The 22,922-nt window shown below is 35.4% G+C and carries 26 protein-coding genes and 1 pseudogene; 24 read left to right on the forward strand and 3 right to left on the reverse strand.

Annotated features, from left to right (window positions below; genetic code table 11):
• The first annotated feature begins 89 nt into the window (after positions 1-89).
• From AC2INI_RS18190 to AC2INI_RS18285, 20 genes and pseudogenes are all read left to right on the forward strand, one after another.
• The gene (locus AC2INI_RS18190) at positions 90-524 is read left to right on the forward strand and encodes a GNAT family N-acetyltransferase (RefSeq protein ID WP_486305931.1); all 435 of its coding nucleotides are present in this window, start codon (positions 90-92) and stop codon (positions 522-524) included.
• 140 nt (positions 525-664) lie between these two features.
• Positions 665-1,183, forward strand: a complete 519-nt coding sequence (locus AC2INI_RS18195; protein WP_155664145.1) for a hypothetical protein — start codon at positions 665-667, stop codon at positions 1,181-1,183.
• Positions 1,184-1,316: 133 nt separating this feature from the next.
• Positions 1,317-1,805: a GNAT family N-acetyltransferase gene (locus AC2INI_RS18200; RefSeq protein WP_486317279.1), complete on the forward strand. Its 489-nt coding sequence runs from the start codon at positions 1,317-1,319 to the stop codon at positions 1,803-1,805.
• Positions 1,806-1,979: 174 nt separating this feature from the next.
• Positions 1,980-2,429: pseudogene (locus tag AC2INI_RS18205) on the forward strand (GNAT family N-acetyltransferase).
• A gap of 1,297 nt (positions 2,430-3,726) precedes the next feature.
• Positions 3,727-4,191, forward strand: a complete 465-nt coding sequence (locus tag AC2INI_RS18210; protein WP_486305933.1) for an ASCH domain-containing protein — start codon at positions 3,727-3,729, stop codon at positions 4,189-4,191.
• Between the two features lie 836 nt (positions 4,192-5,027).
• Positions 5,028-5,783: a hypothetical protein gene (locus AC2INI_RS18215; RefSeq protein WP_486305934.1), complete on the forward strand. Its 756-nt coding sequence runs from the start codon at positions 5,028-5,030 to the stop codon at positions 5,781-5,783.
• A gap of 153 nt (positions 5,784-5,936) precedes the next feature.
• Positions 5,937-6,401: a GNAT family N-acetyltransferase gene (locus AC2INI_RS18220; protein WP_486305935.1), complete on the forward strand. Its 465-nt coding sequence runs from the start codon at positions 5,937-5,939 to the stop codon at positions 6,399-6,401.
• Between the two features lie 135 nt (positions 6,402-6,536).
• Entirely contained in the window at positions 6,537-7,217 is a 681-nt protein-coding gene (locus tag AC2INI_RS18225; RefSeq protein ID WP_486305936.1) for a hypothetical protein, read from the forward strand.
• A gap of 143 nt (positions 7,218-7,360) precedes the next feature.
• Positions 7,361-7,825 carry an ASCH domain-containing protein gene (locus AC2INI_RS18230; protein ID WP_486305937.1) on the forward strand — a complete coding sequence of 155 codons (465 nt, stop codon included), beginning with the start codon at positions 7,361-7,363 and terminating at the stop codon, positions 7,823-7,825.
• A gap of 154 nt (positions 7,826-7,979) precedes the next feature.
• Positions 7,980-8,321 carry an SH3 domain-containing protein gene (locus tag AC2INI_RS18235; protein WP_486305938.1) on the forward strand — a complete coding sequence of 114 codons (342 nt, stop codon included), beginning with the start codon at positions 7,980-7,982 and terminating at the stop codon, positions 8,319-8,321.
• A gap of 150 nt (positions 8,322-8,471) precedes the next feature.
• Positions 8,472-9,320, forward strand: coding sequence for a GTPase domain-containing protein (locus tag AC2INI_RS18240; protein WP_486305939.1), 849 nt, complete (start codon positions 8,472-8,474; stop codon positions 9,318-9,320).
• A gap of 1 nt (position 9,321) precedes the next feature.
• The gene (locus tag AC2INI_RS18245) at positions 9,322-9,771 is read left to right on the forward strand and encodes a hypothetical protein (protein WP_486305940.1); all 450 of its coding nucleotides are present in this window, start codon (positions 9,322-9,324) and stop codon (positions 9,769-9,771) included.
• A 229-nt stretch (positions 9,772-10,000) separates the two neighbouring features.
• Positions 10,001-10,246 carry a Rho-binding antiterminator gene (locus AC2INI_RS18250; RefSeq protein ID WP_038155800.1) on the forward strand — a complete coding sequence of 82 codons (246 nt, stop codon included), beginning with the start codon at positions 10,001-10,003 and terminating at the stop codon, positions 10,244-10,246.
• Positions 10,247-11,103: 857 nt separating this feature from the next.
• Complete coding sequence (locus AC2INI_RS18255; protein WP_233651675.1) at positions 11,104-11,439, forward strand: hypothetical protein; 336 nt, start codon at positions 11,104-11,106, stop codon at positions 11,437-11,439.
• Positions 11,440-11,594: 155 nt separating this feature from the next.
• A complete protein-coding gene (locus tag AC2INI_RS18260) occupies positions 11,595-12,110 on the forward strand; it encodes a GNAT family N-acetyltransferase (protein WP_486305941.1) in 516 nt (171 codons plus the stop codon).
• A 1,014-nt stretch (positions 12,111-13,124) separates the two neighbouring features.
• Positions 13,125-14,408: an antiviral reverse transcriptase Drt2 gene (gene drt2, locus AC2INI_RS18265; RefSeq protein WP_486305942.1), complete on the forward strand. Its 1,284-nt coding sequence runs from the start codon at positions 13,125-13,127 to the stop codon at positions 14,406-14,408.
• A gap of 140 nt (positions 14,409-14,548) precedes the next feature.
• Positions 14,549-15,007, forward strand: a complete 459-nt coding sequence (locus AC2INI_RS18270; protein WP_486305943.1) for a GNAT family N-acetyltransferase — start codon at positions 14,549-14,551, stop codon at positions 15,005-15,007.
• 142 nt (positions 15,008-15,149) lie between these two features.
• On the forward strand, positions 15,150-15,503 hold the full coding sequence (locus AC2INI_RS18275; RefSeq protein WP_486305944.1) for a hypothetical protein: 354 nt from the start codon (positions 15,150-15,152) through the stop codon (positions 15,501-15,503).
• A gap of 779 nt (positions 15,504-16,282) precedes the next feature.
• Complete coding sequence (locus tag AC2INI_RS18280) at positions 16,283-16,873, forward strand: outer membrane beta-barrel protein (protein WP_486305945.1); 591 nt, start codon at positions 16,283-16,285, stop codon at positions 16,871-16,873.
• A gap of 168 nt (positions 16,874-17,041) precedes the next feature.
• Positions 17,042-17,506 (forward strand): GNAT family N-acetyltransferase, encoded by a 465-nt coding sequence (locus tag AC2INI_RS18285; RefSeq protein ID WP_102257510.1) that lies wholly within the window; start codon positions 17,042-17,044, stop codon positions 17,504-17,506.
• Positions 17,507-17,741: 235 nt separating this feature from the next.
• On the opposite strand, the gene AC2INI_RS18290 is transcribed toward AC2INI_RS18285, so the two are convergent.
• Positions 17,742-18,071 carry a hypothetical protein gene (locus tag AC2INI_RS18290; protein ID WP_486305946.1) on the reverse strand — a complete coding sequence of 110 codons (330 nt, stop codon included), beginning with the start codon at positions 18,069-18,071 and terminating at the stop codon, positions 17,742-17,744.
• Between the two features lie 401 nt (positions 18,072-18,472).
• Between AC2INI_RS18290 and AC2INI_RS18295 the strand changes: the two genes are divergently transcribed.
• Complete coding sequence (locus AC2INI_RS18295) at positions 18,473-18,949, forward strand: HEPN domain-containing protein (RefSeq protein ID WP_486305947.1); 477 nt, start codon at positions 18,473-18,475, stop codon at positions 18,947-18,949.
• A 129-nt stretch (positions 18,950-19,078) separates the two neighbouring features.
• Here the strand turns inward: AC2INI_RS18295 and AC2INI_RS18300 are convergent, their stop codons facing one another.
• Both AC2INI_RS18300 and AC2INI_RS18305 read right to left on the reverse strand, forming a co-directional pair.
• Positions 19,079-19,585: a GNAT family N-acetyltransferase gene (locus tag AC2INI_RS18300; protein WP_175354183.1), complete on the reverse strand. Its 507-nt coding sequence runs from the start codon at positions 19,583-19,585 to the stop codon at positions 19,079-19,081.
• Complete coding sequence (locus AC2INI_RS18305; RefSeq protein WP_017018730.1) at positions 19,582-19,854, reverse strand: type II toxin-antitoxin system TacA family antitoxin; 273 nt, start codon at positions 19,852-19,854, stop codon at positions 19,582-19,584. The genes AC2INI_RS18300 and AC2INI_RS18305 overlap by 4 nt, the downstream gene beginning before the upstream one ends.
• Before the next feature lie 221 nt (positions 19,855-20,075).
• On the opposite strand from AC2INI_RS18305, the gene AC2INI_RS18310 reads away from it, so the two are divergent.
• The 3 genes from AC2INI_RS18310 (at position 20,076) to AC2INI_RS18320 (ending at position 22,244) form a co-directional block, all read left to right on the forward strand.
• Positions 20,076-20,732 carry a hypothetical protein gene (locus AC2INI_RS18310; RefSeq protein WP_486305948.1) on the forward strand — a complete coding sequence of 219 codons (657 nt, stop codon included), beginning with the start codon at positions 20,076-20,078 and terminating at the stop codon, positions 20,730-20,732.
• A 171-nt stretch (positions 20,733-20,903) separates the two neighbouring features.
• Positions 20,904-21,533: a LysE family translocator gene (locus AC2INI_RS18315; RefSeq protein WP_486305949.1), complete on the forward strand. Its 630-nt coding sequence runs from the start codon at positions 20,904-20,906 to the stop codon at positions 21,531-21,533.
• A gap of 129 nt (positions 21,534-21,662) precedes the next feature.
• A complete protein-coding gene (locus tag AC2INI_RS18320) occupies positions 21,663-22,244 on the forward strand; it encodes a basic helix-loop-helix domain-containing protein (RefSeq protein ID WP_486305950.1) in 582 nt (193 codons plus the stop codon).
• Positions 22,245-22,922: the final 678 nt, after the last annotated feature.

Consider the following 22,922-nt stretch of genomic DNA (forward strand, 5'->3'; position numbering starts at 1 on the left):
GGGTTTACCGCATTAAGTGGTAAATTTAAGCTTAATCTGCATGGTAGCAAACGTGTTATGCAGGCGTTATGTGTTCCCAAGGGGTAAGTATGGATATTCAGTTTAAAAGAGCTTCTGAGCTAAAATATGCTGAGTCACTAACTCAAACAAATATGGCTAATTATTATTTAACTCGGAATATCATTTGGGACAGCAATCTGTTTATCAACAATTGGGCTATCTTGGATAACTTTGAAATATTCGTGGATAATCATCGAGTTGGTATTGTTCGTTTTAGCTATAACGAATCGACCACTTTTCTGCGAGATTTACAGCTAAGCCCAGAATTTCACGGGAAGGGTATCGGTGCGAAAAGTCTCGATATGATTATAAATCACGCTAGACAGCATCAATCAAAAAAGTTACTTCTTCGTGTGTTCAGCGAAAATCCAGCAATCAAGTTATATAAAGAAAAAGGGGTTACACAAACCGTGGAAGTTAATGGGTTAATAGAAATGGAATTTACTTTAAGTTCAAACACATAACAAATGCATCAACACGATTTACTACATTCGGCATTGTAGGTTTGTCTTTGGTTTTTGTGTTTATGGCGGTAAAATTCAACTTAATCTGCATAGTAGTAAACGTGTTATGCAGGCGTTATGTGTTTGAATGGTGAAAAATAATGTCAATTACAGGTGTTTCATTTACTTGGTTGTTTATCATGCTAGTAGCACTATTTATGCTTGCGGTATTATCACCAAGTGGGGCTAAAATTGCTCTAAAAGAGGTTGTATCGGAAGAGCTATTTTGGTCTGGCTCGTACTTATCTTTATCGTTGAGCTTACTTTCTGTAGTTTTATATTTACTTCAGGATTATTTATTGGGAACTGTAAAATATATTTATGATTTATTACCATACGTTGTCTCAAGTATTTTTGGTGCTCTTTTTTGGATATTGATATCTTTGATTTATTTAAAGCCAGGTAAGGCTCCGTGGATTCTTATTACGTTTGGATATTTGTTACTGTTGTTAGGTTTAGAATATTTATGGTACATAGAAGCTGCTTTTAATGTTAACGACCAAGAATTAATCTTGACTCTGATAGCAACAAATTTACTTTCTTTTGTTTTAGTCTTTTTAAGTTACCTTTATTTTTATAAGTTTGTTCCGGCAAAGAAAAAAATTGAGGTTCACACATAACAAATGCATCAACACGATTTGCTACATTCGGCGTTGTCAGTTTGCCTTTAGTTTCAGTGATTAAGGCAGTAAAATTCAGGTAAGTCTGTATCGTAGCAAACGTGTTATGCAGGCGTTATGCGCAAAAAGGATAATGATGATAATTAGAGAAATTTTAAGTAAAGACATTGATACGATTTTAGAATTAAACGAGACGTTCGTAGACGTATTAAGTCCGATGGATAAAAGTAAGTTATTGAGGCTAATTGAAATATCAGCATTGTCAGTTGTAATTGAAGACGAGAACAAAGTTGTTGGTTTTCTGATTGCACTAATTGAAAATGTAGAATATGAAAGTATTAATTATCAATGGTTCAATGAAAATTATGGTTCATTTTTATACATCGATAGAATTGTAATTTCGGAAAAATCCCAAGGAAAAGGCATAGCATCAAAGTTATATCAATATGCTTTAGATTCAGCCATTGATAATTCAATCCTTTGCGTATTTGCTGAAATTGACGTTATGCCACCAAATAAATCATCTCTGTTATTCCATAAAAAAATGGGTTTTAAAGAGTTGGAATTATTGAAGCACAGCGAAGAAAAAATGGTATCTCTTCAACAGTTGACAGTTAACTAGGCTAATTTGAGATAGCGCATAACAAATGCATCAACACGATTTGCTACATTCGGCATTGTCGGTTTGCCTTTAGTTTCAGTGATTAAGGCGTTAAAATTCAGCTAAGTCTGTATCGTAGCAAACGTGTTATGCAGGCGTTAAATGTTTCTTGGGCTCTAAGAGGAAGGTGGCTTGATTGAATTTAAAAAAATATCATCTGAATTAGTGCCAATGACGTTATTGCTTGAAGCTGATCCGTCTGAAATTGCTATCAAAAAATACTTAGCGGATTCAGCTTGTTTTGGTGCGTTTGATGGTGATGAAATTATTGGTGCTTGCGTTAGTAAGTCATTGAATATTTCTACTTCTGAAATTTTTAATATAGCAATAGATCCTGAATATCAGTAAAAAGGTATTGGTTCAAAACTACTCCAATTTGTATTAAAAGAATTAACTACGATTGGTTATAGTAAAGTTGAGCTTGGGACTGGTAGTTTTGGGTATCAATTATCGTTTTATCAACGTCACGATTTCAGAGTCGATTCCATTTTAAAGGATTTCTTCCTCGACAATTATGATGATGAGATATTTGAGAATGGAATTCAGTACAAGGACATGTTGCGTTTAGTTTTCAGGCTTCGTTGAGTCACATTTAACAATCGCATCAACACGATTTGCTACACTCGGCGTTGTCGGTTTGTCTTTAGTTTCAGTGATTAAGGCAGTAAAATTCAGCTTGGCCTGTATCGTAGCAAACGTGTTATGCAGGCGTTGTGCGTACTGAGTCCGAAATTTTTTGCACGGTTCATCAAAAGGATCGTGGCTTTTGTAGTTTCGGCTTAGTAAGCGTAAATTTCTTTTTTGTTGCCTTTTGGTTTTCGTATCATCAGGTTCGGCAAATTAGCCCTTATTTTCCTAAGTTCAAGCGTTTCAGTGACTATTTTACGCTTCAATTGTTCTTTGGTTATGCCTCATTTTAGTTTGCATCAGTTTTTTCCTCGTGGCATTTTCAATCCCAATTATGGTTAGGATATTTGGTTTATCAGCTCCAAATCTGCTGAAACCAAGTCGTTCAAATGGTGTAAGAAATGTATCTGTTTTCCATTTACTTTATCTCGCATTTTAAGAACATTTTGTTCGCTTAATTGCCATTGGTAAATTAAAATCAGGGCTTAGAAAATCTTGGCGAGGCAGTTCTTTACCAAGTTAGCCAAGCCGAAAGTAAGCACGCACAACAATCACATCAACACGATGCTTATTACATTCGGCGTTTTTGGTTTGAAGTGTAATTGGTTTGGAAAATTGATCGTCAGCACGTGTTATGCAAGCGTTACACGAACTAAAGATTGCAGTTTTTTGGCTCAGTCCAGTGATTGATCCGTTAGTTTTTTAGGCGTGAAAGTAGGGTGGATTTCCTTTTTCTTTGTTGCCTTTTAATGTCCATTTCATCAGGTTCGGCAATTAACCATTATTGCCAAAAGTTCATGGATTTCAGAAACCAATTCACGCTTCAATTGTTCTTTGGTGTTGCCTCATTTTATCCTGCATTCGTGCTTTGCTCGTAGCATTTTCAATCCCAATTGTGGTTAGGATATTTGGTTTATAAGCTGAAAACTTGTTGAAACCAGATCGTACAAATGGCGTAAGAAAAAGGGATTGTTTCGTTTCACAGTTATTGCCGTTGAAATGACATTTTGCTCGCTTAATTGAGTCAGTCTAATTAAACTTAGTTTACAGTAAATCTTGGTAAATCAATTCTTTACCAAGTTAATAGAAGCGTTGACAAAGATCGTGTAACAAATGCATCAACACGATTTGCTACACTCGGCGTTGTCAGTTTGTCTTTAGTTTCAGTGATTAAGGCAGTAAAATTCAGCTTAATCTGTATGGTAGCAAACGTGTTATGCAGGCGTTATATTGCGAAAATAGTTAAGAGGATTTCATGGAAGAACAGTCTCAAATCTACTTGGATCAGTATCTAAGCTCACTTTCTGAAATTGAGCGTAACAAGTATCAATCATTCAGTTCAGACTATTTCTGTGCTGATGAGCATAATGCCAATTTATGCGCAGAATTAATCCGAATTGGTCAAAAGACAGCAACTTGTAGCTTAAATGTTTGGTATGAATCTGGTGAAGAACCAATGCCAACCGTTGGTCATTTACAAGTGGTTGTTGATTGGAATGGAAAACCAATTTGTATCATTGAAATTGATTCAGTTGAAATGTGTAAATATAACGAAGTTACGGCTGAGTTCGCTCATGCAGAAGGCGAGGGCGACCGTTCATTAAAATGGTGGCGTGAAGCTCATTGGCGTTTCTTTGGTGCTGAATGTTTAGAGTTAAATATTGAGCCTAGTGAGGACATGGTTCTTGTATTGGAACGATTTCATGTCGTGTATCAATAGGCAATATAACAAATGCATCAACACGATTTGCTACATTCGGCGTTGTCAGTTTGCCTTTAGTTTCAGTGATTAAGGCGTTAAAATTCAGCTAAGTCTGTATTGTAGCAAACATGTTATGCAAGCGTTGTGCGTACTGAGTCCGAAATTTTTTGCACGGTTCATCAATAGGATCGCGGCTTTCGTAGTTTCGGCTTAGTAAGCGTTCCTTTCTTCTTTGTTGCCTTTTGGTTTTCGTGTTATCAGGTTCGGCAATTAAGCATTGTCGGCCTAAGTTCATGCGTTTCGGAGGCTATTTTACGCTTCAATGGTTCTTTGGTGTTGCCTCATTTTAGTTTGCATCCGTGTTTTCTTCTCAGCATTTTCAATCCCAGTTGTGGAAAGGATATTTTGTTTATCAGTTCCAAATCTGTTGAAACCAAGCCGTTCAAATGGCGTAAAAAATGTATCTGTTTTCCATTTACTTCATCTCGCAATTTAAGAACATTTTGTTCGCTTAATTGGCATCGGTAAATTAGAATCTAGGCTTAGAAAATCTTGGCAGGGCAGTTCTTTACCAAGTTGGCCAAGCCGAAAGTAAGTCCGCACAACAATCGCATCAACACGATTTATTACACTCGGCGTTCTGGGTTTGTCTTGGGTTTAGTGATTAAGGTGGTAAAATTCAGGTTGGTTTACATAGTAATAAACGTGTTATGCCAGCGTTAGGTGTCTAAAATGTCGTGAAACATATCTATAAAAGCTAAAAACATTTCGGGATAATTGCAAATAAATTGATTATCTTTTAGTTTGTTCTGTAAGTGTTTTAGGTTTCATTTGATTGATAATAAAGGTAAATCATGGTTCATAATAGAACTTGCGGGTGTCAAAACTGTTTTCATATTAATTACCCTGAACGTGTAAATCCACATGGTAGAACTGTTTTTTTTAAGCCTAGTGTCACAAATCATATCGAAGTTAAGAAAACATTAGATCTTACAAAAGCAGAATCATATGTTTGGATTCGCAATGAGAGTGTTACTTTTTATACTAAATGTTGGTGGTGTGGAAAATCTGTATTTTTTCATCGAAATACAAATGGTGGTTGTGTTCTTTTTGATGATTTAGTCGTTCCATGGCCAGTACACAGTTGTTGGTTAGCCAATAAAAAAACTTCTACAGTTGCTGAAAAAGCGTTGGTTTCCGCTCGTATAGAAGAAATGAGAACTATAAATATTACAAACTATGAATACCTTAAAAATACAGCGTCAAAAAGATCTTCAGTACGAGGTTTTGTAATTGGAATCAACTCTGCAAAAAGAATTTTACCTGACCCAAAGAGCTTATCTCGTTCTGAAACCTTTCTTAAATACATGGTCTTTAGAACATCTGAAGGAACGTTTATAAAGGTTCTTGTGCCTGAAAGTGATGTCAGTAAAATAATTAGATTTTCATATTCTATGATTGATGTTGAATACTTGTATAAAAATGAAACACTTTCAGTGTGCTGTTTGAAACATATAAAATCGGTAGCCTTGGATGGTAATAAAAATGAAGAATTAAATATAGATTATAACTATGAGCAGATAATAAAGAATAAATGGACGACTCAATAGGTGGCTTACACCTAACAAATGCATCAACACGATTTACTACACTCGGCAATCTCAGTTTGCCGAGTGTTTCTCGTTTTAAGGCGTTAATATTAAGTATAATTGCATAGTAGCAAACGTGTTATGCAGGCGTTAACTGAATTCAAGTGAGGTTCTATGGTTTTAATAAGACATTACACTGAAAATGATGCAGAAGCTCTCTGGTACATCTTTCTTAATACTATTCGAATTATCAATGCTCGTGACTATTCTCAATCACAAGTTGAAGCATGGGCACCAGAATCATTTGATTTTTCAGTTTGGCAAACGAAAATGAAAACGATAAACCCATTTGTCGCAGAAATTGATGGTGTAATTGTTGGGTATACTGATTTGCAAAGTAGTGGGCTAATTGATCATTTCTTTTGCCATCATGAATTTCAAGGTAAAGGCGTAGGTCGTGCTTTAATGGATCATGTAATGTCCAAAGGAAAAGCCCTAAACATTACTCGTTTTTATTCTGAAGTAAGCATTACAGCTAAACCATTTTATGAGCATTTTGGCTTTAAGGTGGTTAATGAGCAAACTATTGAAGTTCGCGGTGAAAAGCTTGTTAATTACGTGATGGAGAAATTCAGTTAACAAATGCATCAACACGATTTGCTACACTCGGCGTTGTCAGTTTGCCTTTAGTTTCAGTGATTAAGGCGTTAAAATTCAGCTTGGCTTGCATAGTAGCAAACGTGTTATGCAGGCGTTATGTTTTTAAGGTAGTAAATGCGAAAAACAATAGATAAAGAAAGTAAAAGGTTAGCTAGTCGAACTTTTGAATTGCGAAGAAGGCGATTGAACTGGAGGTTTTCAGCTAAGCCAAAAATTAATGATACTTGTTCGATGTTTATTGAACAGTTGAAGGAGTCTAAGTATCCGTTTCGTTTGTTTTGTAAACAAGGCTCGACTACGGAAAATTATGAAACCGTACAATTAACTTCATGTTTCAACCCTATTGGGGTTATTGAGAGAAAAACCGAAGTTACAGAACAAAGTGAAATCAAGAAGTCGATCAAACACTATGATGAAAGTGGAGCTTGTTTAGTTTTTTCTCAGTCGGCAAATGGTGCGATCTCTGTAATGATGTACCCATATAAGTCAGAGTTACATAGTCGTACTGAAAAAAATATTGTTTTATATCACTCGTTACATCCAGATGATATTACTGAAAAACTAATTCTAAGTTGTGTTAAAACTTTCCTCATGTACATAAGGTGTACGAGTATTTATGGTTTGGGTTGTAAGCCCAGCGTGATTGAGAGCTCCAAGCTTGCTTGGTTAACAATTAAAGATATTCGGCATAAGTCAAAATTACTTGATTCTGTTGTAAAAATGAACAATGAGTGGGGTAAATTAGTTGTTGCAGCGGCTTTGGCATTTTTGGTGGGCTACGTCTCCAAAACATAACAAATGCATCAACACGATTTGCTACATTCGGCATTCTAGGCTTCTTTGAGTTTACCGCATTAAGTGGTAAATTTAGGCTTAATTTGCATGGTAGCAAACGTGTTATGCAGGCGTTATATTGCGAAAATAGTTAAGAGGATTTCATGGAAGAACAGTCTCAAGTCTACTTAAATCAGTATCTAAGCTCACTTTCTGAAATTGAACGTGAAAAGTATCAATTATTCAGTTCAGACTATTTCTGTGCTGATGAGCATAATGCCAATTTATGCGCAGAATTAATCCTGATTGGTCAAAAGACAGCAACTTGTAGTTTAAATATTTGGTATGAATCTGGAGAGGAACCAATGCCAACCGTTGGTCATTTACAAGTAGTCGTTGATTGGAATGGGAAACCAATTTGTATCATTGAAATTGACTCAGTTGAAACGTGTAAATATAACGAAGTTACGGCTGAGTTTGCTCATGCAGAAGGCGAGGGCGACCGCTCATTAAAATGGTGGCGTGAAGCTCATTGGTGTTTCTTTGCTGCTGAATGTTCAGAGTTAAATATTAAGCCTAGTGAGGACATGGTTCTTGTATTGGAACGATTTCATGTCGTTTATCAATAGGCAATATAACAAAGCAATCAACACGATTTATTACATTCGGCGTTGTAGGTTTGTCTTTGGTTTCGGTGTTTAAGGCGGTAAAATTCAGCTAAGTCGTCGTAGTAATAAACGTGTTATTGCGGCGTTATGCGAATAGAAGACATAAGGAAATATTATGGAAGTTGTAGTTAAGGAAGCTCATAAATCAGAGTATCCAAATCCAATTTCGTTTAACAAAGGTGAGTCTTTAATTCTCGGTCATCTTGATACTGAATTTATTGGTTGGATCAGAACTATAACTACCGATGGAAATGAAGGTTGGGCACCGGTTGATTATATTGAAATGGCTCAATGTAAAACTAAAGGAATAGCCAAATGTAATTACAACGCTTTTGAACTAGATACTAAAATGAGTGAATCGTTAACGGTTTTATCTGAGCTAAATGAATGGTTTCTTGTAGTAAATAATCGTGGCGAGAAAGGTTGGGTTCCGGTACAAACTGTAGGTATCGCATAACAAAGCAATCAACACGATGCTTATTACACTCGGCATTCGTGGTTTAGAGTATAATTGGTTTGGTAATTAAGGTGTTCAGCACGTGTTATTGCGGCGTTATACGATTCTTAATTTGTAAAATATAAATAAAAATTATAAAAGGAACAAAAAATGAGCAGTGACAGTTGGACAGATTTAGTACCTACATTAGCAAAACCAGTAACTTATGCTTATAAATATAGGCATTCAATTCAAGAGTATTGGATTAAGGCGTTAGTGAAGATTGGGAAGGGAAATGCAGATATTATAGTTACAGGTAGAGGTGGAGCCGGTAAAAGTGTATTAGCTTCACATTATCATGGTGAAGCTAATAGCCTTGACTGGGTTTTACCTGACACAAGTAAGGACGTAGAAATAAAGCCAATCACAATGGGGGATTGGACAAAAATTGTATCAGTGATACCTGGCCAAGATAACGCAGAGAGAGCAAAAGCAATAGATTTAGCATTAAATAAAAGTGAATATTTAGACGGTATTATCCATGTTGTTGATTGGGGTTATACGGCAATTAGAGATGAATCAATTAAAAACTCTATGGTATCGACAAAAAAAATTGATACTGTTGGTAAGGTTCGTGATCATAATTTACAGCTTGAGCTACGTGAATTTGAAGAGTTATTAAATAATGTCAAACTTGCAATTCGTAATGGCAGAGGCCCAAAATGGTTAGTGATTGCAGTTAGTAAGATCGATTTGTTTGAATCATCACTAGATGAGGCTAAGCAATATTATCATCCAGAATGCGATGGACCATTTTCAAAAGCAATTGAAAGTCTATACAATGCAGTGGGGAAAGATAATATTAAAGTTCTTTGTGTCCCAGTTTGTGCTCAGCCTGAAACTTTTGAGTGGAATGGTGAAAAAATCAGCTCACAGATTGACAGCGTGACAAAACAACGCAATTATCTAAGATTGTTTGTTGAAAATTTAGCAGTATTACAATCGAGTATGGAAAAATAATATGATAGATAGCAATAGCCACAATGAATTAGAAAGCTTGGTACAAATGGCAGAAAATGTCTCATCTACGATAGAAGAGCTGAATACCAAAATCACCAATATTCGCTCTATGGCTATTCTACTTTTCATTGGTGTTTATGCATCAATTGGTTTTGGCTTTATGTTATGGACCCAACCTTTTTTTAGTCAAAAGTTAGCGTTTTGGGCTTTTATCTTTATTTGCTTAATTACTGGGCTATCGGCTCTAGGCTCGATTTTTTTATTATTTCAATATTTTGGAAAAATTAAAAATTTAAAATATAAATTAAGTATAGAAAAGGAAATGTTAGAACATCTTCTTAAAATGGTTTTTGAATATAAAGACCATCTTTACGTAAATTCGGAGAATTTTGTGGAAAATGCTCTAATTGAAATGAGATTAAAAAGAATTGGTTTCTCTGCGAAATGGTAATATTTAATGTTCTTTTACTAATCACTCAAATCGTATAACAAATGCATCAACACGATTTACTACACTCGGCATCTTAGGTTGTCGGGTGTTTCTCGTTTTAAGGTGTCAATATTAAGTATAATTGTATAGTAGCAAACGTGTTATGCAGGCGTTATGTGTTTTTTTGAGATTATTGCAATAACCAGTATTCAGGCTTAAAGTAAGTAATCCATTTTCAAAGGTAAATCTTATGATAAGTTGCAATGAATATGATTATATTGAAATCGTCTGCTTATACCGATATCCAGTTAGGTTAACGATGAAAGTGGGTGAGTCTATCAAAGGCGTTGCTCTTGATACATCACGTAATGAAAGCAAGAATGAATGTATCAAACTCAATACTAATGAAACTGAAATTCTAGTTGAATTAGATGGTATCTCTAAACTGGAAGTTTTAGTTGATAATCCACATTTTTCTGAGGTTATCTTTAAATAATCTCTAGATATTCATAATATTTCTGTGAGTCGGTTTATTTGGGTAATCTACTTTTTAGTATTACAGCGCTCCCTTTGAGAGGGAAAATTTGGCTTATAAGAACACACATAACAAATGCATCAACACGATTTGCTACATTCGGCGTTGTCAGTTTGCCTTTAGTTTCAGTGATTAAGGCGTTAAAATTCAGCTATGTCTGTATAGTAGCAAACGTGTTATGCAGGCGTTGTGCGTACTGAGTCCGAAATTTTTTGTACGGTTCATCAAAAGGATCGCGGCTTTCGTAGTTTTGGCTTAGTAAGCGTGAATTTCTTCTTTGTTGCCTTTTTGCTTTCGTATCGTCAGGTTCGGCAAATTAGCCCTTATTTTCCTAAGTTCAGGCGTTTCAGAAGCTATTTTACGCTTCAATTGTTCTTTGGTTATGCCTCATTTTAGTCAGCATCAGTGTTTTTCTCGCAGCATTTCCAATCCCAATTGTGGCGAGGATATTTGGTTTATCAGTTCCAAACATGCTGAAACCAAGTCGTTCAAATGGAGTAAAAAGTGTATTGGTTTTCCATTCACTTCATCTCGCAATTTTAGAACATTTTGTTCGCTTAATTACTATTCGTAAATTAGAATCAGGGCTTAGAAAATCTTGGCAGGGCAGTTCTTTACCAAGTTGGCCAAGCCGAAAGTAAGCACGCACAACAATCGCATCAACACGATTTATTACATTCGGCGTTCTGGGTTTGCCTTTAGTTTTGTGATTAAGGCGGTTAATTCAGGTTGGTTTGCATAGTAATAAACGTGTTATGCCAGCGTTATGTGCTTAAAAGAGAACGATAAAATTAAGGATGATTAATTAAGTGATTGATATGGAAGATTCAAGTTATTCGACAATTGAAATTTGGGTGAAAAATCAATATTTGCCTAAAAATTTGCAATCGCTTCATTGGGAAGACTCTCCTGAAACAGAGGTGTGTTTGAGTGTATCTCCTAATGGACGTTTACGTAAGAAATTAATTTATTTAGATTCATTTGAATTGGCGGTTGATTATACGACTTATTTGAAAACGATTTTTAATAAAAGGGTATATCGCGATTCATATCGAATGGAAGTTAAATATTACGCATCAACTAACCTAAAACTGATTAAGCGTTGGAAAGTAAGTGATTCGAAAACTGTAAGAGATTTGCTTAGTGGTCAATAGATAAACGCACATAACAAAGCAATCAACACGATTTATTACATTCGGCGTTGTAGGTTTGTCTTTGGTTTCGGTGTTTAAGGCGTTAAAATTCAGCTGAGTCGTCGTAGTAATAAACGTGTTATTGCGGCGTTATACCGTTAAAAGGAGAAATTGACATGGAATTAGTTGTACCATCACTGGAATTGAAGTCAGCATTCTTTGGTTTTTTCGAGGATTATGCAGCCAACGACAGTGGTAATATTGAATCTTACTTATTGGGAAAAGAGGATTTTTCTTCGTATATTCAAAGTTTAATTGATGAAAGTAACGGGATTAACTTACGTGAAGGTTATGTCCCATGCAGCCACTTTTGGCTAATTAATGATAATCAGTCTATTTTGGGCGTGGTTCGTATTCGTCACAATATAAATAATGAGTTTCTAGCACTGGAAGCTGGTCATATTGGTTATGATATAGCACCGTCATTTCGTAGAAATGGTTATGGAAAATCGATACTCAAATTGGCTTTAACTAAAGCTAAAGAACTTGGGCTTAATCGAGTGCTATTAACTGCTGACGAAGACAATATAGCTTCACGAAAAATCATAGAAAGTAACGGTGGTAAATTTGAAGATATCGTAATGGGTAAGGTCTTTCCGAATCCATTAGCAAGGTATTGGGTACGTTGTTAGAAACGGTATAACAAAGCAATCAACACGATGCTTATTACACTCGGCATTCGTGGTTTAGAGTATAATTGGTTTGGTAATTAAGGCGTTCAGCACGTGTTATTGCGGCGTTACACGAACTAAAGATTGCAGTTTTTTTTGCTCAGTTCAGCGATAGAACCGTTCGATTTTTAGATGTGAAAGTTGGGCGGTTTTCCTTCATCTTTGTTGCCTTTTAGTTTTCATTTCATCAGGTTCGGCAATTAACTATTTTCGGTCTAAGTTCATGCGTTTCAGAGGCATTTTTACGCTTCAATGGTTCTTTGGTGTTGCCTCATTTTATTCTGCATCCGTGCTTTGCTCGTAGCATTTTCAATCCCAATTGTGGCAATGATATTTGGTTTATCAGCTCAAAACTTGCTGAAACCAAATCGTACAAATGGTGCTAGAAAAAGGATTGCTTCGTTTCGCAGTTTTTGTAGTTGAACGTTTCTTTTGTTCGCTAATTTAGCTTTTGTAATTTAGAATTGCCTTCTAAATATTATTGGTAAATCAGTTTTTTACCAATTAAAGCGAAGCGTTGACAAAGATCGTGTAACAAATGCATCAACACGATTTGCTACACTCGGCGTTGTCAGTTTGTCTTTAGTTTCAGTAATTAAGGCAGTAAAATTCAGCTAAGCCTGTATCGTAGCAAACGTGTTATGCAGGCGTTATGTTTTAATTCAAAATAGTACCGATAAATCATTGATCTACAAATAATATGGTGTATTATATTTTGGCTTTTAATAATTATTTCATAATTGATTAAAAGGTGCTGAACAGGCTGTCAAACCTACTCAATAAGCTTATTGAGCAGAATGACAGCAATACATGGATAAGTGTCTTCATAGATGCCTCCAGAGTTATTGTTATAGTGATAGCATAATTTATATTTAACATGACGCGGCTTTTGACGGCTGTAATGGCCAGTTAATCCGAGGATGCGTTTAGAATTGCCGCTGTTCTAGCTTCCTCGGTTTTGCTCTTGGAGTAAAAATGAACATTCTAACTACAGATTGGTTCCGCCCGCGAACTTATCTACACTTTGACCTTCCGATTAATATAAAAAAAGCACCGAAAATTGTGACGGATCCTGATGCTGTATCTAAACATGCATTTTATCCGTTAATTCATTATGTAATTGAAATTAATAAAATTGGCAAAGACCCAATTAGTAAAAAAGTAATCGCTTTACCTCCTAAGCTCCGTCCAATTTCTTATCCTGCACACCTTGATAGCCATATATATTCATACTATTCAAAAATATTAACTCATTATTATGAAGGTAAGCTCAAAGAACATGGATTAAGTGATTCTATTTTAGCTTTTCGTTCACTTGGAAAAAGTAATATTGATTTTGCATTAGATGCTTTTAATGAGGTGAAAAAAGTAGGTGAATGTAGTGCTGTTGCTTTAGATGTCACTAAATTCTTTGATACGTTAGACCATGAAGTTTTAAAAAATGAATGGTGTAGCTTACTTCAAGTACAAAAGCTTCCAAAAGATCACTATAATGTCTTTAAATCAATTACTAAGCATGCTCATGTAAAGAAAGTTGATTTGTATAAGCTATTGGGAATATCGCTAAATTATCATAATCATGGCAAGCGTAGAGTGTGCGAACCTCAAGAGTTTCGCGAGCAAGTCAGGGCTAATAAGCTTATTGAAACGAATCCTTTCAAATTTGGTATTCCTCAAGGAACACCATTAAGTGCAATGTTGTCGAATATATATATGTTCGAATTTGATCTAAAAATGAAGCAATTCGTTGACGAACATAATGGAAAATATTTTCGTTATTGTGATGATATGCTATTTATTGTTCCAACTGAGGTTAGATCAAAAGTTGAACAATTTGCTGTGAATCAAATTAAAGGCTTAAAACTGTCGGTTAATCAGAAAAAAACAGAAATCCGAACATTTACACGTGTTGGTGATAAATTGAAAGCTGATAGCCACTTACAATATTTAGGTTTTATGTTTGACGGAGAGGATATGTTTATTCGTTCATCTTCTTTGGCTAGGTATTCAGAAAGAATGCGTCGAGGGATCCGGTTAGCGAAAAAGACGATGATTAAATATAATTCAATTCGTTATGAAAAAGGATTACCAGAAAGGGAATTGTTTAAGCGTAAATTATATAGTAGGTATACCCATTTAGGTAAAAGAAATTTTATAACTTACGGTATAAGAGCTGCTAATAAAATGGAAAGTGAATCAATTCGTCGACAATTAAAGCCATTATTTAAACGTTTCAATGACGAGTTAAATAAAACATAACAAATGCATCAACACGATTTACTACACTCGGCAATCTCAGTTTGCCGAGTGTTTCTCGTTTTAAGGCGTCAATTTTAAGTATAATTGCTTGGTAGTAAACGTGTTATGCAGGCGTTATGCGCTAAAAAAGGAAAGGTTATATGGTAAATATTAGAAAAGCTCAGGTGTCTGATTTAACGTTAATTCAAGAATTGGCTAGAGACACGATTAATACTTGTTATCGTTCTTTCTTAGGTGATGAGGGTGTTGATTGGTTTCTTAACAGCGGTGAGTCAGATAAAGAAGTTGAAAAACAACTGTCGAACTGTGTTGTAGTTGAATTGAATAACCAAATTCAAGGTTATTGTGCATTTGAAAATGATTTCGTGCATATTTTAATGGTTTCTCCTCAAGTTCAACGTTCCGGTCTAGGATCTAACCTTCTCAAATATGTTGAAAATGAAATGACATTATTAGGTCATCAAACTTATCGCCTTGAAACTTTCAAAGGTAATGAACAAGCCATTGAGTTTTACCTAAAAAATGGTTGGACAATTGATAGGGAAGAAAAGGACGAAGAGTTTGGGTTTGTAAGGGTTTACTTAAGTAAGCGCGCATAACAAATGCATCAACACGATTTGCTACATTCGGCATTCTAGGTTTCTTTAGATTTACCGTATTAAGTGGTAAATTTAGGCTTAATCTGCATAGTAGCAAACGTGTTATGCAGGCGTTATGCGCAAGTTCAAATTAGGAAGAAGAATGAATACTAGCGCTCTAAGGTTAGCATCTGAGCTAAGAGAACATAGCTTAAATGTAACCAATGCATTGATAAACCTATTTATGATGGAGGATCATACTTGTTTTGTTTATTACGAAGTGGAAGAGTACTTATCTAAAACATTATACTCGTTGGCAGATCAAGGTTTTTTCAATTCTGCGATTATCACTATTGACGGTAAAAAGACACCAGAAATGAAATTTTGTAAACTTTCGGCTGTTGAGCAAGGGATTTTAAAAGAAATTTTAACTATTAACTTAGTGAAGTTAGGTTATGAATTCAAAAATGTTAGTCAGGCTCATGATCAAATTAGTTTAGAAATATCAATTAGCTAAATCTAAATACGCATAACAAATGCATCAACACGATTTGCTACACTCGGCATTCTAGGTTTCTTTGAGTTTACCGTATTAAGTGGTAAATTTGAGCTTAATCTGCATGGTAGCAAACGTGTTATGCAGGCGTTACACGAACTAAAGATAGCAGTTTTTTGGCTCAGTTCAGCGATTGAGCCGTTAGTTTTTTAGGTGTGAAAGTAAGGTGGATTTCCTTTTTCTTTGTTGCTTTTTGGTGTTCGTTTCATCAGGTTCGGCACTGAACTATTATTGCCCCAAATTCAGGCGTTTCAGAAGCTAATTTACGCTTCAATTGTTCTTTGGCTATGCCTCATTTTAGCCTGCATCAGTCTTTTTCTCTCAGCATTTTCAATCCCAATTGTGGCAATGATATTTGGTTTATCAGCTCAAAACTTTCTGAAACCAAATCGTACAAATGGTGCTAGAAAAAGGATTGCTTCGTTTCGCAGTTTTTGTAGTTGAACGTTTCTTTTGTTCGCTAATTTAGCTTTTGTAATTTAGAATTGGTTTCTAAATATTATTGTTAAATCAGTTCTTTACCAATTAAAGCGAAGCGTTGACAAAGATCGTGTAACAAAGCAATCAACACGATGCTAATTACACTCGGCGTTTGTGGTTTGAAGTGTAATTGGTTTGGTAAGTCAGTCGTTCGCACGTGTTATTGCGGCGTTATGCCGCTTTTGAAAGGCTTGCATTAATCATTACCGCATTCTATTTTGCTATGGTAATATGATTCTTTTTATTGAGAGTAATACTAAATGAGTAAGCTTAAAGGATTAATCGCTACTTCTCTTATGCTTTTGAGTGCATCTTCTTATGCTAATGTTAATGAGCACGTTAAAGAATCTGGTAATCAATTTTATATTGGTGCTGATTTATCGATGGCTAATAATGTTGAGCTTGAAGTAGGAAGTGAGTCAGCAGAAGAATCAAGTGATTTAGGTTACAACCTTGTCGCAGGTTATGAATTTGATACGCATCGAGTGGTAAAAACTAGTATTGAAGCAGAGTATCGAACATTTGGTGAAATTGATAATAGTGGCTCTTTAAGCTCTGATGGAGATGCTTTTTTTATTAACGCTAAGGCTAAATTATTTGTTCTCTATGATTTTGGCAATATCTATTTTGCTCCAATGATAGGTGTTGGCCAAATAGATATTAATGTTAAAGACAGCGCTAATCAAAATTATTCAAAAACAGAAACTGGTTATCAGTTGGGTGCTGAAATTGGAACTCGATTACCGCAAGGTGTGGATTTGAATTTAGGATATCGAGCAGCCTTTACTGAAATAGAAGAAGCTAACTTAACATTAACTGGCTTTTATTTAGGTGCTCGTTATTTCTTCTAAAATCAGTGGCATAACAAATGCATCAACACGATTTGCTACATTCGGCGTTCTAGATTTCTTTTGGTTTACCGCATTAAGTGGTAAATTTAGGCCTGATCTGTATGGTAGCAAACGTGTTATGCAGGCGTTATATCGTTTTTTTAAGTACATCGTTTTAAAGGATTAAATATGATTCAGCTTAGATCAATGACCACAAATGAATATCCTGCGTATTGTGAATATTTCATTGATGATTATAGCCGTGAAATAGCTGAAAACTATGGTCACTCAATGGATAGGGCGCTCGAATTGGCTAATCAGGATCTTCTTCGTAGTTTTCCTAATGGTTTGGAAACTAATGAGCATGAATTATTGTGCATTGAATTAGGTTCAGAATTGGTTGGTTATTTGTGGCATTCGATTAACGCAAATGATAAGTCGACGTTTATTTATGACTTCTTTATTTTTCCAAACTGCCGCAATAATGGTTATGGAAAATTGGCAATTACTGCTCTTGAGTTACAATTAAAATCGATTGGTATTGAGCAAATAAAATTACGAGTTGCATATCAAAATCAAAGAGCGTTAAAGCTGTATCAAGAGGTTGGTTTTTCTATTTCTGGCTACAATATGTCAAAGAAAATAGTAAGTTAGCATTCTCGATATAACAAAGCAATCAACACGATTTACTACATTCGGCGTTGTAGGTTTGTCTTTAGTTTCAGTGATTAAGGCGGTAAAATTCAGCTAAGTCTATGTCGTAGTAAACGTGTTATTCCGGCGTTATGTGCTTAAAAGTCATATTTCATAGTCTCTATCCTAATTTGGAACGATCTTTTTAGAGGCTAATTGAATACTATTGTCTAAGAATTACTAAATATATTTGAATTTAAAGGTTATCTTTTCTAATTTTAACCTTATCACAGCAAAATGGTTCTATTGCTAGATTTTCACGACCTTTTAGATCTGCATTCGTCATAAATTGATATTTCAGTTTGGTAAACCAACCATTAGTATAATCACAATTGTTTGCCTTAATCATATCTAATACTTGTGAAAAGGCCATGCAACGGAAGTCGTACTCTACGACAAGGAGACTATTTTTTAACGTTACATGGTCAATATATAAATTACGCTTTAAGTAATTGAATACCTTATCTTGAGCATGTTGTGTTCCCAAGAGTCGACATTTGTGCTCATGCATAAATTGACTATTCATATAGACTCCTACTGCCACAGAGCAAGTAAAAATATAAATAGACCAATCCCAAGGATAACCTTTAGTAATAGTCCAAGAGGTGCTCCACCTTTTGGAGCCTTATTGCAACATCCCATAATAATCTCCTAATTACATCGAATATTTTACTAACCATAGACCTTCCACTTACTGTAAGGTCAATGCTTTTTTAAGCTGTAAAATATTTTATAAATTAGGTTAAGCTTTTAAGAGTGAATTTGTTTAATTAGAACGCACATAACAAATGCATCAACACGATTTGCTACATTCGGCGTTGTCAGTTTGCCTTTAGTTTCAGTGATTAAGGTAGTAAAATTCAACTCAGTCTGTATCGTAGCAAACGTGTTATGCAGGCGTTATAACCTTAAAGGATGTATCTAAAAATGAATCAATCTCCTCATATGCTTAATGCTGCCCATGGATATTTACGAGCATCTCAGGTTTTGTGGGCTCAACCAAATTTAAGCGCTGTATCTAACGTAAATGCAGCTATCGGTATTGAAATATTACTCAAAAGCTTCATTGCTGAACCTGTAGAGAATGAACGTATTGATACCTATGGTGAGAATTATTTAGTCAGAAAACGTTTCCATAAATTGACCGAACTATCGAATCAAATTGAGACTGATATTTATAAGCAATTGCGTTTAGATCGTTATGAAAAATGGTTTGAGATGTTTGATAATTTATTTATTGAAGCTCGTTATCCCTATGAAGCGGGAGCCAAAAATAGTTACTCTGAAGTACCTATTGATATTGGCGTTGAATTGTTCAACATTATAATGCAGTGGTATAAAGATACTGATAGCAAAGATATATGGATTAGGGCTTATCCGGATGTACCGGGAGGTCGGTTATAACAAATGCATCAACACGATTTGCTACATTCGGCATTCTAGATTTCTTTTGGTTTATCGCGTTAAGTGGTAAATTTAAGCATAATTTGCATGGTAGCAAACGTGTTATGCAGGCGTTAACTGCTTCTCGGTTTAAATTAATTCACCGATACTAGCTCTAATGTCTGCAATTGTAATAAACAGTTTGTTATCAGCGTCTTTGAATGCGGTAAAACCGTATTTTTCATAGAAATATTCAGCGCCATCTTTTGCATCAACAATGACAACAGGGAAGGCCACGGTTTCACTTGCCATTAATAGTTTTCTAAGCGCATCAATTAAAAGCCATTCACCGAAACCTTGACCTTTGTATCTATGGTCGACGGCTAAGCGGGCAATCAAACCACCAGAAGTTACACTGTGATGCTTCTTTTGTAATTTGGGTGGTAAATCCTGAATATCAATAGGAGTCATGGTTAATGTGTAATAACCAATAATGTGCTCAGGGCATTGTTTATCTTCAAGAACAAAAGTACGAGTATTGTCTTTCTTAGCTTGTTGGCTTGCCATAACTTTCAAGTAATTATTGAGTGCGGTAATACCACAATCAAAACGATTTCGGTCATGTTTAGCTTTTTCTAATTGGACAGTATTCATTATTGAGTTTTATCCATATAACGTGAAGCTGCTTTTTGTAACTTGCTATTTGGTTTAGCAGGTTGGTCTAACGCAGTCATTAACGTCATAGCATCTTGCTGACTTAGTTGTAGGGCTCGTTCACGTTCCATAATAGTTTTAGCTTTTTCTACAGCCGCACTAAGCACAAATGAGTTAATGCTAGACATACCAGCAATAGCCGCAGCTTGAGATAGTAGTTCTTGTGTATCAATATCTACACGTGCTGTAATACGAGGTAATGCAGTTGCCATAATAATCTCCATTCAGTGTCAAAGTGGCACAAGTGAATTGTAGTTCAATTATTATACGCTGACAAGTTTTGTGTCATTTTGGCACGCAGTTAACAAATGCATCAACACGATTTACTACACTCGGCATCTCAGGTTGTCGAGTGTTTCTCGTTTTAAGGCGTCAATTTTAAGTATAATTGCATAGTAGTAAACGTGTTATGCAGGCGTTATATGCTTCAAGGATGAAAAAAGTGAAATACGATATTTCTTTTATACATACAAGTCAGGTCCATATTGAAAAATTTGGTTCATTAGTAGCTGAACTTTCTCCTAATTTACTTATAAATCATATTGTTGATGAATCATTGTTAACTCATGCTCAGCAGTTTGGTGTTGATTCGATATTAAAAGCTAACCTTATAGCGCAGTTGGAAGCTTTGAGTTTAGTCAGCAAAGTCATTGTAATCACTTGCTCATCGATTGGTGGCATTGCTGAAGAAATAGATATCTTAAATGGCTGTAAAGTTCAACGAGTCGATCAGGCAATGGCTGACTTTGCTGTTGAAAATGGCAATAATATTTTGGTTCTTGCGGCATTAGAAAGTACTTTAGAACCAACTCGTGACCTGTTGCTGAAGTCGCTAGCCAAACACAACTTAAAATCTAAGCTTACTTTGTGCTGTGTTGAAAATGTATGGGATTACTTTCTAGCTGGCAATATGGAAGAATATTATGACCAAATCAGTGCCGTAATTACCTCTAATGAGACAAAGTATGATTTAATCGTATTAGCTCAGGCTTCAATGTCTGAGGTTCAAAATAATGTTAACGTCTCTATTCCAGTAATTAGCAGTCCACGCCTTGGTGTCGAACGAGCAATAAAAGCACTAACAATTTAAGGCGCATATAACAAATGCATCAACACGATTTGCTACATTCGGCATTCTGGGTTTCTTTTAGTTTACCGTATTAAGTGGTAAATTTAGGCTCAATCTGTATGGTAGCAAACGTGTTATGCAGGCGTTATATGCTTTTTTAGCTCACGGCTTAATTTATTGGAATGGTAGGTAATGGACTATTTATTGGTTCTTCTTCATGTGGCTTTAATTTGGATGTTAGCTGTTGCGACTCCTGGAGCTAATGTACTTTTAACGATTAACACTGCACTTAATTACGACCGTAAAATTGCGGCTTTTTCTGCTTTCGGTGTTAGTTGTGCAACGTTACTGTGGTCGTTTTTTGGTGGCTCCGGATTAGTTATTCTCTTTTCTCATTTTCCTCAATTATTTGGTTTAATGAAAGTGGTAGGTGGCAGTTATTTATTGTATTTGGGAATGCGTCAGATTTATTTAACTCGAAAAATAAAGAGGTTAGGTGAGTTAACTGAAATCAATCAAATGGTATCACCATCGAAAAGAAAGGTTTTCATTTCAGCGTTTATCACCAGTATTTTAAATCCGAAAACGGGTTTCTTCGTTGTCAGTTTATTCAGTGTTTCCATGCCTGAAAACATGAGTGCAACAATGATATTAGCAATCATGCTAACAATGGCTTCAATTACGCTTAGTTGGCATTTATTTTTAGCTACAGCGTTTTCTCATGAATCAGCTAAAAGCGTTTATGCTCGTATTTCAGGGGTTATGGATTATGTCACTGGTGGATTGTTTACCATTTTTGGCATCAAAGTAATGACGTCATAGTAAGAATGGTTGTTTGCATATAACAAATGCATCAACACGATTTGCTACATTCGGCGTTGTCAGTTTGCCTTTAGTTTCATTGATTAAGGTAGTAAAATTCAACCAAGCCTGTATCGTAGCAAACGTGTTATGCAGGCGTTATATGGTTTTGAGGTAAATATGCAAGTCGACAAGTTAATAAATACGGTTATTGATGATTTAAAAAAAGTTTCAGAATCTGAACCGAATGAACGCCTTCCAAAAGAAGAACAAATACGATCTTGTATATTCTCCACTTTAAAGAATAAATTTGATTATGTTTGCTGTGAAAGAAATTATCAATCTGTTGATAATGGTAACAATATAGAATGTGATATTTGGGCCGCCAATTCGGGAGAACAGCCAGTTTGGATGGAAATTAAACGGTGTTGGCATTTATCATCTTGGGTTAATAAACCTGGTGAGCAATTAAAGTCTTGGGAAGCGGATTTAAACAAATTATCTACTGTTGATATCAATTCCAAACGCTATTTTTTTCTTGTCGGAGTATTTGATTCTGAGCCAAATAGAGACGATTCTAAAAAGAATAAAGTTATTTTAAACATTCAAAACACTCAACCTCAAAATTTGTGCTTTGAGCGTTATTCATCTTATTTTTGGAGAGAATCTTCTATCTCTAATATTGCAGTTTGGGTATGGTGTTGGAATTCCGGAGAGGTCATAACCATATAACAAATGCATCAACACGATTTGCTACATTCGGCATTCTAGGTTTCTTTGGTTTTACCGTGATAAGTGGTAAATTTAAGCTTAATCTGCATAGTAGCAAACGTGTTATGCAGGCGTTATACGAACTCTGAGAATGCAGTTTTTTGGTTCAGTCCAGCGATTGAACCATTAGCTTTTTAGGTGTGAAAGTAGGGTGTTTATCTTTTTCTTTGTTGCCTTTTGGTGTTCGTTTCATCAGGTTCGGCATTGAACCATTATTGCCCTAAATTCAGGCGTTTCAGCGGCTAATTTATGCTTCAATTGTTCTTTTTTTATGCCTCATTTTATCCTGTATCAGTGTTTTCTTCTTAGCATTGTCAATCCCAATTGTGGTAAGGATATTTGGTTTATCAGCTCAAAACTTGCTGAAACCAAATCGTACAAATGGTGTAAGAAAAAGGGATTGTTTCGTTTCACAGTTATTGCTGTTGATTGGATATTTTGCTCGCTTAATTGAGCTAGTCTAATTAAACTCAATTTACAGCAAATCTTGGTAAATCAGTTCTTTACCAAGTTTATCGGAGCGAAAGCAAGGCTCGTATAACAAAGCAATCAATACGATGCTATTTACATTCGGCATTCGCGGTTTAGAGTATAATTGGTTTTGTAAGTCGGTCTTTCGTACGTGTTATTGCGGCGTTA

The sequence above is a fragment of the Aliivibrio friggae genome (assembly GCF_057368515.1).